The organism is Variovorax sp. P1_G12 (assembly GCF_056405555.1).
Window position 1 is genome coordinate 405,906 of the sequence record NZ_JBFUBW010000002.1, and the last position, 10,778, is coordinate 416,683.

At 66.7% G+C, this 10,778-nt stretch carries 8 protein-coding genes; 3 read left to right on the forward strand and 5 right to left on the reverse strand.

Annotation, left to right across the window (positions count from 1 at the left end):
• Nucleotides 1-54: 54 nt before the first annotated feature.
• From mobF to AC1D2O_RS04090, 3 genes are read right to left on the reverse strand one after another with little or no spacing between them, the layout of a single operon-like run.
• Complete coding sequence (gene mobF, locus AC1D2O_RS04080) at nt 55-3,057, reverse strand: MobF family relaxase (protein WP_478156249.1); 3,003 nt, start codon at nt 3,055-3,057, stop codon at nt 55-57.
• Nucleotides 3,058-3,072: 15 nt separating this feature from the next.
• Nucleotides 3,073-4,719, reverse strand: coding sequence for a type IV secretion system DNA-binding domain-containing protein (locus AC1D2O_RS04085; RefSeq protein ID WP_478089919.1), 1,647 nt, complete (start codon nt 4,717-4,719; stop codon nt 3,073-3,075).
• Between the two features lie 7 nt (nt 4,720-4,726).
• Nucleotides 4,727-5,080 carry a hypothetical protein gene (locus tag AC1D2O_RS04090; protein ID WP_478089918.1) on the reverse strand — a complete coding sequence of 118 codons (354 nt, stop codon included), beginning with the start codon at nt 5,078-5,080 and terminating at the stop codon, nt 4,727-4,729.
• Between the two features lie 414 nt (nt 5,081-5,494).
• Here AC1D2O_RS04090 and AC1D2O_RS04095 point away from each other — a divergent pair, with 414 nt between their 5' ends.
• Genes AC1D2O_RS04095 through AC1D2O_RS04105 form a run of 3 tightly spaced genes read left to right on the forward strand, consistent with a single transcriptional unit; the run spans nt 5,495 to nt 7,286 of the window.
• Entirely contained in the window at nt 5,495-6,040 is a 546-nt protein-coding gene (locus AC1D2O_RS04095; RefSeq protein WP_478089917.1) for a hypothetical protein, read from the forward strand.
• Complete coding sequence (gene stbB, locus AC1D2O_RS04100; RefSeq protein WP_478089916.1) at nt 6,037-6,825, forward strand: StbB family protein; 789 nt, start codon at nt 6,037-6,039, stop codon at nt 6,823-6,825. The genes AC1D2O_RS04095 and stbB overlap by 4 nt, the downstream gene beginning before the upstream one ends.
• The gene (locus AC1D2O_RS04105; protein ID WP_478089915.1) at nt 6,822-7,286 is read left to right on the forward strand and encodes a hypothetical protein; all 465 of its coding nucleotides are present in this window, start codon (nt 6,822-6,824) and stop codon (nt 7,284-7,286) included. Before stbB ends, AC1D2O_RS04105 begins: the two co-directional genes overlap by 4 nt.
• Nucleotides 7,287-7,339: 53 nt before the next feature.
• Here AC1D2O_RS04105 and AC1D2O_RS04110 read toward each other — a convergent pair whose 3' ends face one another.
• Complete coding sequence (locus AC1D2O_RS04110; RefSeq protein WP_478156251.1) at nt 7,340-9,412, reverse strand: ParB/RepB/Spo0J family partition protein; 2,073 nt, start codon at nt 9,410-9,412, stop codon at nt 7,340-7,342.
• A 1,021-nt stretch (nt 9,413-10,433) separates the two neighbouring features.
• On the reverse strand, nt 10,434-10,778 hold a 345-nt coding region (locus AC1D2O_RS04115), incomplete at its 5' end, for a SphA family protein (protein ID WP_478156253.1).

Consider the following 10,778-nt stretch of genomic DNA (forward strand, 5'->3'; position numbering starts at 1 on the left):
ATGCGAGAGATTCGATTTATCGAGGTGCGACAGAGGACTTGGACATCCGCACCTCTAGCGATGCACTCTGAGCGTGTCCGCGCGCGGTGTTGTCGGCGGCGTGTGCATCCGGATTTGAGCCGCCAGCTTGACATGCGCCGACCGGTCGATTTTGGCCTTCAGCACAACAGATTCCAAGCGCCCATCCCGCAACTCCAAGGCGGCAAACTTCTTCGGCTCCCGACTCATTGCCGTGGCAAGCTTCGACGCATCATCCGTGAACAGCGTGATGTCGTTCCGGGGTCGAGAGATCGCTACGTAGAAGACCGCGCGGTTGCTGGTCAGACTCTTGGTGTTCGCATCCACCAGCACGCGGCTCCTGGTCAGGCCCTGCGCCGAATGGATCGTGCTCGCGTAGCCATGCTGCAGGTGCATGGGTCGGCTGCGATCGATTCGGATGTGCGGCATTGCTGTGCCACCTCGAGCGCTGCGCTGCAGGATCACGTGGCCCTGTTCCACCGCACCGACCTGGTAGCGCTCGCCATTGGCGACGCCCAGCGCCTTGTCGTTGGCCGTCACGCGAACCCAATCGCCCGGCGCGAGGTCAACGGTCTCTTTCTCATAGAGGCGCAACATGGAACTGTGCGCGGGATCGAAGGTCACCCGTTGGCCTCCTTCGCGCTCGACCGTCAGGGTGTTGCGCTTGATGTCGTGACCCACGACCGTGAGCTGCTCGCCCTGCACCAGCCCCCGGGAGTAGGTGCGCTGCAGCACCACGATTTGCCCGGCGTCGTAGCTTTGCGCGGACCGCAATTCGGCGCGCGTCATGTCCACGTTGTTCAGGACCTCCACCGGCTGCCCGTTCGGCAGCGACAAGCCCTCGCGCACGAGCGCATTGATCGCGCGCCGTGCATCGTTCGTTCCGGCCACGATGAGCGTCTCGCTGCGCTCGGCCTCTGGCAATTGCACATAAGCTTCGGCAAGCCGCGCATGGCGGTGCGCGTCCTGCCGGACCTCCACGATGGTGTGGTTAAGCACTGCGACGGCCCGCGGCACTTCGTCGTTCGCGGCGTGGACCACGGCGGCGCGGATCGCCGCGTTCTTCTGGCGCTGGATCTCGGTGAGGAACGCCTTCTTCATGCCGGCATCCTGAAGTTGCTCGAAGGGCTTGCCCGCCTCCACGGCGTGCGTCTGCTTGCGGTCGCCACTGAGGACGAGCCGCGCATCCTGCTTCTCGATGATCGACATGAGCTGCTCGAGTTGGTGCGCCGGCACGACGCCGGCTTCATCCAGGAACACGATGCTGTGTCGATCCAGCGTGCGCTGCTGGGAGGTGCGGGCCAGGAAGGAGGCGAGCGTCTGTGATTCCATGCCAAGCGACGCCAGCGCCTCGTTCTGCGACGCATACGGCGCGAGGCCGATCACGCGATAACCGTGCCTGCCGGAGAGCCGGCACGTCTGCGCCTTGATGCCCGCCACCGCCTTGCTCAGCATGTGGCTCTTGCCGGTCCCGGCCAGGCCCTGGATGCCGACGAAGCGGTCGCGCGCCGTCAGCACCATCGCCACGGCGTCGCGCTGGCCCGCGTTGAGGCCGCTGGTAGCCAGCATGCTGGCGACGCTTTCGCTCGACGCGACGGGCGCCACCGCGCCTCGCCCTGCCTTCTCGATGCCGAGGATGCGAATCTCGCTGCGCTTCGCCTCCGGCGTTGCGAATCGGGCCTCCGCCGCCACGAGGGCGCCACGTTGGATCGCCAAATCGACAGAGGCTTCGGCCTGCGCCTGGGTCTGGCGGCGCGCGGCCATGGTCAGGGCGATCCAGGACGAGCGCGTGAGCTTCTCGAAGTCGTCGTGCCCCTTGAACCGGGCAGCGTTGGGATCCCTGGCCAACTCGCTGGCGCTGATGTTCAGGGAGCGGGCGGTCTGGTAGAGGGGCAGTTCCGGCAGCAGGCGTCCATCGGTCTTGGCCTGGTCGAGCGCGTCCTCCACTGCCGTGGTGGTGGTTCGCGTCGCCGCACGCCCGTAGGCCACCTCCAGCAGTTCCGCCCGAGAAAAGATGCCCTGCCGCTCCGCGAGATGAGCGATCGCGAAGGCGATCGCTTCATCCGCGGCCTGGTGGCCGCGGCTCTTTCCGGTCAGTTTTTTGCCAATGGCCTCACCGGCCCTTGCCACCTGATGGCGCACTGCATGCACCATCCCCCTCTGCGCGTCGAGATCCACGCCTGCCTCTCTCGCCGTCTGCAGCCAGTGCGCACGCAGCCAGGCCCGATCGCTCTCGGTCTTCTTCTGTCTCGTCGCCAGCGTGATGATCTGTTTTTGCGCCGTGGTCGCACTGCCGCGGTCCTGCCCTCGCGCGGCAAGCATTTTCTCGATCTCCCGACTGCGCTGGCTGAAATGCTGGATCGCCGCATCCGGGATGTGCGCCAACTCCCACCCGCCCTTGCGCGTTTCCCGAAGGTCGAAGCCGAGGGCCTTGAGTTCGGTCGCGAGCGTCGCGCGGTAGAACGCGCCGACCACCTTGACGTTCTTGAGCAGGTCCTCGTTCGACAGCGCCCGCCATTCGCCGTCGGAGCGGCGGGTCAGGTTCATCACGATCGCGTGGGTGTGCAACTGCGGATCTTGCGCGCGCGAGAGCTCGTGACGAAAGGTGGCAGTGACGAGGTTCCCCGTGCGCTCCCGGAAGGACAGACCGCCTTGCTTCTTGCGTGTCGCGGCGAACTCCTGCATCAGCTCCAGGCTCTTCTTCACCGCGGCGTCATGGGCCGCAACGATTCGCTGATCACCTTTCACAAGCGCTTGGATGCTGACCGATTTCGGCGCGCTGAAGGTGAAGTCGATGCCCTTGCGATCCTTGCTGCCCTTGGTCTGGCTCAGGCGCATGCGCTTGCCGCTGGGGAGTTGTCCGTCGAGCAGATTCTGGAAAGTTTCGCGGTCAATGGTCTGCGCGCCATCCAGGCCCAGATGGATGACGCTCTGCCCCACCCACTCGCCGCGGTGTCCCTCCTTGCCATAGTAGTCGTCCGAAGTCTCGAAGTAGTGCGCGGCGCCCGCGGCGCTGGTGACGAACTTGAAGGACAACATGGGCAGCCTCCCGCGTCAGGACGAATGCACAGTGGCAGCCATGGCAGCAGCACCCGGCGAAGCCAGCGCCGACGCCATGCCGTGGGGGGCCGTGAACAGCAGGTTGCGCTCGCAAGGCCGGTCGTGGAAGCCGTCCGCCATGATCATGGGCGCGACCACAACCGGACGGGTCTTGTACTTCATCGTCACGCGCGCGATCGGATAGTTGCCGGCGAGCTTCACGTAGCCGGTCAGGTTCGGCAGCAGGTGAAACTCGGCCGGCGAGACGAGGCGTTCGGTGTCCTGCCGGTGCGAGAGCGTCCCCTTGCCGCCGACGGAGCCGACGGACACGCTGGGGGCGCGCCGCAGCACCGTGTGCTCGCCCAGCCCGCGCGAGAACTCCTCGGCCGTGTACGTGTCGAGTTCCCCGATGCCGCACAGGAACGCGCTGCGAAAGCAATTGCGCAAGGTCAGCGCGTCATCCTTGCCGTAGGTGTCGTTGAGCTGCGCCAATGACTGGACACCCGGCATGATGCGAAGGCCCTTCTTGCGACCCTTGGTCGCCGCATCGATGATGTAGTTGAGCTTTTCGAGCGAGTCGAGCTCGTCGCAGACCAGATGCATGCGACGGCCCGGCTCCTCGGGCATCGAGAGCACGCTGGCGCAGGTCACATCGACCCAGCACGAGATCAGCGGCTTGAGCGCCTGCAGCATGTCCTCGCGCCAGGTGATCCAGAGGCTGCCCTGACCGCGGTCGAGCCAGTCGCGGAAGGAGAAGTCGCCGGAGGGCAGGTACTTGTGCGGGGTGATGTACTGCGTCAGCACCGTGCGGATGCTGGCCAGCGTGTCCGGCGCGCCGTGGAAGCAGCCCGCCGCGGGCGTGCCGGCCAGGAGTGCCTTGAGGTCGTCGTTGCTGGCCGTCGTGAGCCAGTGCACCAGCCGCTCGGTCGTTCCCGCGCCTTGGCGCAGCAACACCGTCAGCGTCTCGCTGACGATGGTGCGCCCCATGCTGTTCCAGGTTTCCTGCTCGGTGGACGGACTGCGCGGGATCAGGCTGATCGCGTACTGCTCGCAGTCGAAGCTCGTGCGGATCTCGTTGAAGATGCTCCAGCCCTGGCTGCGCTTGTCGAACGGGTTGAGGATGACGTCGCCGGGCCTGTAGAAGTAGCGCATGGAGGCGCCATCCGGGTCGACGCAGACGATGCGGTCGCCGCGCGCGACCGCACTCTCGATATAGTCGCTGATGCAGACGCTCTTGCCCGTGCCGGTCGATCCGCCGACGAAGAACTGGGTGTTCTCGACCTCTTTCGGGATCGGGATGCCCGCGAAGAGCAACTGGCCCTTGCCCCTGCGGGTCTGCGACGCCAGCACCTTCTGTCCGACCATCTTGGGACCGCGCAGCCGCGTCACGAAGACCGAGCCGCCAAAGTGATTGACGTAGCGCCTTGCGCACACCGCGAATGTGAGGACACCCAACACGAGGCCGAGGACCGGACCGATCCAGAGCACGGGCAGGAAAGGCGTTTCCTTCGCCGCGTACCAGAGACCCTTTGCAAACAGCGCTGCCGGCAGCCGGTAGTACAGCGCGACGTTGGCGATCCACCCGGCCACGGTCGCCGCGAGCACCCCCAGCGCCAGCCAGGAGCGCAGGGTGTTGTCGGGCGTGCGATGGTTGACGAACACGCGAACCTCATCGTCCCTTGAGGTAGCGCTCGATCGCGCCGACGTCCAGCGCCTGGTCCGCCTGCGCCCGGATGCTGTCGCCCACCGATTTGCGCACCATGACGTACAGGCCGCACAGGATGCTTAACAGCATCTCGGGATCGGTGCGGCCATCGTCGCCGCCGCGCAGGCGTTCGATGTTGCTGCCGATCCGCTCGAGGTCGACGCGGATCTCCTGCAGCACGCCGACGTTGAGTTGGAGCGCTTCGAAGTAAACCTGTTTGATGTGCGAACTCAAGCCCGACACGCCGGAGGCTGCATGCGCACGCGCAAGCACCTGGGCCTCCTCATCATTGAACTTGATCGACACGATGCTGGCCACGGTCATACCTCCTCAGCCAGCAACCATGCGGGCTTGCGGCCGCGAGGTCGTACCCGGCCTGCGACAGGTCATACCCAAGTTTCGAGGCTGCATGCGGGTTTGCGGGCACCTCGTAGGTGCGTATGGTGTATCGACCCTAGGCGAGTCGGCGGGCCCCTTGCCGTCCGCCAAAACACAGGCCTGGCCATGAGGAACAGGTCGGACGAGCCGAAGGATCGGCCGAGAGCGTGCCAGCAGGCCGAAGGCTGACTGCATTCGAACTGCACCCAGGCGGCAGCCTTTGTGCGCTGCTTGTGCATCCTCAGTGCACCCAAAGTGCCTCACTTGTGCATCCCTCATTTGCTTCTCCAATAGAGACAACACGAATTTGATGATCCACAATGTACCCCTTGAAGCAACGATTGAACAAGTCAAATGCAAGAGCCGGACGTTTTGCAGCGCATAGGGGAGCGGGCCGGTGCGCTGGTGGCCCAGAACCTGCGAAGTGCCTCGGTCGTGCTCAGCCACCTGCGCGAGCTCATCGTGGAGGCGCACGACATCGGTCACAGCCACAAGGCCATCCACGCCTCGCTCGCAGCCGCAGGGCTTCGAGCGAGCTGGAACACCTACAAGTCTTGCCTGGCGCGCATGAAGAAGGCGACGCGCGCCGTGCCGTCCTCTTCTTCCCCCTCCTCTTCGTCTTTCTCTTCCACTGCCACTGCCACTGCCACTGCCACTGCCACAGTCACCGCCACCAGCGCACGGAGCCCGGATGCTTCGATGCGGCCCGGCGCTGCGGTTGCGGACGAAGCCACACCGCTGCAGTCGGATCTGGCCCCCACGTATCCCAGCGCCTCGGCCACACGCGTCCTGGACGCGTTGATCGAGGCCCGCAAGGTCGCGTCGCGCGACTACGCACAGATCGCACGCGACCTCCACCGCCAGCAGCAACGCGAGCCATCGCGCAAGGACCGCCCATGAAAATCTGTGTCCTGAACCTGTCCGGCAACGTCGGCAAGAGCACCCTGGCGGTGCACCTGCTCGGCGCCTTTGCGCCGGGCGGCAAGATCGTCAGCGTCGAATCGATCAATGCGTCGAGTGCCAGCGACGTGGACACCCTGAACGTCGAGGAACTCGCCGCCAATCGCTTTCGCGAGATCTTCCGGGAGATCATGTTCAACGACGATGTCATCGTCGATGTGGGCGCCTCGAACGTCGGGCCCTTCATGGACGAGATGGGACGCTTCAAGAGTTCGGTGGGCGAGTTCGACATGGTGCTCGTGCCGACCGTTCCGGCGGACAAGCAGCAGCGCGACACCGTCACCACCATCGATTGGCTGTCCAGGCTCGGCGTGGATCCGGCGAAGGTGCGCGTGGTCTTCAACCAGTACGCGAGCCACGGGCTCGAACCCGTGAAGATGGCCTATGCGCTCGTGGCCGGCTATGCCGCCACGGAGGGCAGGGACAAGGCGGTGTTCGAGCCGCACGCGGTCATTGCGGCCAACGAGGTCTTCGAGCTCGCGAAGGCGAGCCGAAAGACCATCGCCGAACTGGCGCAGGACCCGACCGACTGGCGGGCCGCGCGCGGCGAGGCGAAGCGAGCCGGGGACCTGGCCGCGCTGGAGCGCGCCATGGCCGGCCAGATGACGCACGACCTGGCGGTCACCGCCCAGCAAAACCTGGAGGATGTGCACGCCCTGCTCTTTCCACCATCGGCGCAGTCAGCGGTGAATGTCGTCGCGATGGCCAAGCCGCGCCGCGCATGAACCCGGCCAGCGCGCAGCATGCGGCGTTGCGCATCCTGCTGGAGGATGTCGATCCGCTGCTCGAGCGCGCCGAGGCAGCGGCGCAGACGCTGACGAAGGTGCACGAGGAACTGACGGCCGATCTGACGACGTTGGGCGCGCTGGTCCAGCAGTCGCTCGACGCGCAGCCGCTGTTGCTGGAGACGGGCCGCAAGCTCGGCGCCTCGGCCTCGCGGATCGAGGCCGCGATGCACGGTCGCCCGCTTCCGGCGGCGGCCGGCGCCGCCCGCCCTGGCGTTCCGATTTGGGTCGCCTGCACCCTTAGCGCAGCGCTGACGGCGGCGTTGGTCACGGGCACGATCTGGTTCGGGATGCGCGATGTGCGGGAGCAGGCGCGCGTCGGCCGCGCGCTGATGTCGGCATGGCCGTCGCTCGACGCGGCCACGCGCGCCAAGGTGCACGAGCTGATCGGGAAATCATGAGAAGGCCGGCGACATTTCCCTCGCCGGCCCTGTGGACGTCCCGGGATGGCTGATCAGTCGTCGGACTCTGGGTCTTCAAAGCCGACGGGGTTCGCACCACGTGCGCGCAGCGGCGCGGGCAACCAGCGCAAGCCTTCGAGTTGGGTCGCGCAGTAGGCGATCGCTTCGGGCTTCTTCATTCCGGCCACGGCCTTCGTGGCGTCGGTGCCTGTCGCTTCCCTCACCGCTTCCAGCGCCTTGGCCTTGCTCACGCTTCCGAGGTAGTTCGTTGGAGTCGCCACCCACCAGTCGGCCATGTCGATGCCGAGGGCCTCGGCGATGGCATCGCTCTGGTCGCGGGAGCGCTCACGGCCCGCCACCGCGTCGATACTGCGTGCGGTGCAGTAGGCCAGCAGGTCGAGCAGCGTGTCGCGGTCCTGGCCGAGCAACCAGCCGAACAACGCCTGCGGGTTGCCGGGGAGCCGGTCGCCCCACGCCGTCTCGGCCTGCCCGAGGATCGCGCCCGCGGGAGAGGTCTCGTAGCCGGTCGCGTTCTGCGCGAGAGCGTGGTCGCTGGTCAGGTGCACGTGCACCTTCACCACATCGTTGCCCCGGCTGTACTGGCCGAAGACGGTCTCGGCCATCCGGTGCACGACCGTGACCAGTGCCACGTGCGGGTTCTGCGTCAGCGCGGCCTGCAGGGCCGCGGTGCGGTGCGCGGTCAGGTCGCGCATGAGCTTCTCGCTGAACTCGGGACGCCTCTTCATGTTCCCTTTTCCCTCGCTGGCGTCGGCTTCTCGCTCATCGCCGCTCCCGCCTGCGCCCGTCCCCGCCGTCCGGTCCTCGGGCCGGATCAGGCCACGATGGACGGCCACCCGCCCCGCGGGGTCGATGCGCACCAGCGCACCGGTGCGTGCCATCTGTTCGGGCGTCCAGGCCTGCAGGGCCGCACGGGCGGCGTCGAGCTTGTCGTCCAGGGCATCCAAAGCACCGGACAGGCGCTGTTCCTCGACCTCGTAGGCGTCGGCACCGGGATCGCCTTCTTCCTCGTTGCGCGCATAGGCCTCGGCCAGACGGTCGCGCTCGGCCTGCATCGACTGGATGGCCTGTGTTTCCGCCGGTGTCGGCTCGCGCTCGGCCTGCGCCTCGCTCCCGTAGCGGCGCACCGCGAGGCTGTCGCCCTCGGTGAGGCAGTCCACCCATCCCCAGCCTTCGGCGCGCACTTCCTCGGCCAGGGCGCGCAGCTTCTCCATCGCGAGGGTCTGCAGCAGCACCGAGTCGTCCAGATAGACGCTCCCCGCATCGTCGCCATCGGCAAAGAGATCGCGGCGCACCGCACCGCCCCGGGCTTCGTAGGCGTCGATGCCCACGAAGCGCGCGAGCCGGCTGTCGCCCGCGCAGGACTGCTCGGTCAGCATGCGCCGAATCGTCCATGCATCGCGGTCGTAGGCCGGCAGGCCATCCCAGACGGCTTCCTGCGCCGCGTGGTCCTCGGTCAGCGCGAGCGCCTGCAACGGGTCCTGCTCGATCTCGTCGGCGCGGTACATCGCGAGGAAGCGCGGGGCCAGACGTGCGAGCTTCAGGCGGCGCTCGACCGTCAGCACGCTCACCCCGAAGCGGCCCGCGACCTGCCCGACCGTGAGGCCTGCCTCCACCAGCTTGCGGAAGGCTTCCATCTCGTCGGCGGGATGCATGGCTTCGCGACCGGAGTTCTCCGCCAGCGACACCTCGGCGGCGCGGGCGTCGTCGTAGAGCTTGCATTCCACGGGCTGCGAGGCGCTCCACTTGCCCTCGGCGACGAGTTGGTGCATGGCGCGCAGGCGGCGGCCACCGGCCACCACGGCGAAGCCCCCCTCCGCCTGCGCGACCACCGCGAGCCGCTGCAGCAGTCCCTGCGACTCGATGAGCGCGGCAAGTTCGGCAATGCCGTCCTCGTTAAACACCCGGCGCACGTTGGCCTCGCTGAGCACCAACTGGTCCAGCGGCACCAGCACGTCGCGGGTGGCGGGCGCGATCACCGCGACTCGGGCGGCGGTCGCCTTCCCGGAAGCCTTCGGCTGGGTAGCCTTGCTGGGCCTTGCGGCCCCGTTGAGTTTGCGTGGCGTCTTGCCTCCGGCAGCGACCTGGGTCTCGATAACAGCAGTCATTTCCGTTTCCTTTGCAATTGAAATTGAAGAGATGCCGGGCTTCTAGATCTCGAGCCCTTCGATGAAGGGTTGGGGTTCGCATCGGCCTCCTGCCCGGAGCTGGCCGCCGTTCTCCTGAGTCTTTCGCCCGGTGAACGACAGCGACGGCTCGGACGCGGGAGCAAGGGGGAAGGTTTGTAAAGCGCAGCTTTATGAAGACCCCCTTGCAGGCGCAGCCGGTCCCGCGGCCGCGCCGGCGCAGAGTCACCGGACAAAGCGAAAGAGCACAGGTGAACGGCAGCACCGACCGAGGCCGATGCGCGCCCCAACCGCCGCGCGGCGAGCGCCTCTACCTGCCGCAGGCAGGTCTGGCAAGAGGAGGTTCAAGGGACGTCAGTCCCGCGCGCCAGGGATGCGCAAGGCTGGCCAGCAGGCCAGTCCCCGCGAGGGGATGAGCGCGAAGGCGCGAACCTGGAGCAGCCCGACAGCGGCAAAGCCGGTGGGGCGCCCTGCCACTTCAGGGCGTCGGACCCAGGCGTCCCCCGCGCCATGGAAGCATCGTGACGGCGCACAGTCCGATGATTTGCTGCCGCATGACGACGAGATCGCCGAGTGCGCCCACCCGATGGCCAGGGCGCAAGGCATTGAACGGACTGACGTTCTGCCCATGATGCTCACCAAGGCCGTACGAAAACCGCTTGCTTTTGAACTTCTGCAGTCTTCACCGTTTGGAACTGAACCGCGCAGCGGTCAGCGGCGGCGATGGCGCGATGTGCCACCAGGGCTGAAACCGGTTTTCCGCCGTCCTTGACCCACCGCTCCCGTCGCCCTGCCGATGGGCGCCGCGCGAGGGGTCTGGCGGCGGCCGTGATCGGGGCGTGAACAGCCGTTCTGGGCCGTTGATGCCGTTCGAGTTCGCGCCCCTCGACTCCGCTGAGCAGTCGAGAGCAGACGTTCACGTTGTGCTCTCCTGCCGGCGCAGTCGGCTGCGGATTCAACCTGACCCGTATCGATCAGGACCTCGCCGCGTCCGACCGTGGGGTCACTTTCCGAACGGCAGCACCAGCGTCGCAAACACCGCGTAGCCCGAGACCCGGTTCTGCGCCCAGAACTCGTAGTAGGCGCGCAAGTTGGCATACGCCGGCAGGCCCCCAAATTTGAATGCGTACCCGACTTCCGGTCCGATGGCGGCGACCCGAGACTTGAACGGCCCCAGCTTGGCGCCCGATCCGCTGTCTCCGGTCAGCTGGTAGTACACGTAGCCTGCCAGCCCGACCTCCCAGTTGGCCGAGAGGAATTGTGACGCCGCCCAGTCGATGTGCGAGTCGACCCCATTCTTGTACTTGGTGTCCGAGTTCTCCCAGTTGTAGGTGAAGCCGCCCACGAC

Coding starts and splice junctions, on each gene's coding strand:
- mobF (WP_478156249.1), bottom strand. CDS start 3,057: ATGTTGTCCTTCAAGTTCGTCACCAGCGCCGCGGGCGCCGCGCACTAC.
- AC1D2O_RS04095 (WP_478089917.1), top strand. CDS start 5,495: ATGCAAGAGCCGGACGTTTTGCAGCGCATAGGGGAGCGGGCCGGTGCG.
- stbB (WP_478089916.1), top strand. CDS start 6,037: ATGAAAATCTGTGTCCTGAACCTGTCCGGCAACGTCGGCAAGAGCACC.
- AC1D2O_RS04105 (WP_478089915.1), top strand. CDS start 6,822: ATGAACCCGGCCAGCGCGCAGCATGCGGCGTTGCGCATCCTGCTGGAG.
- AC1D2O_RS04110 (WP_478156251.1), bottom strand. CDS start 9,412: ATGACTGCTGTTATCGAGACCCAGGTCGCTGCCGGAGGCAAGACGCCA.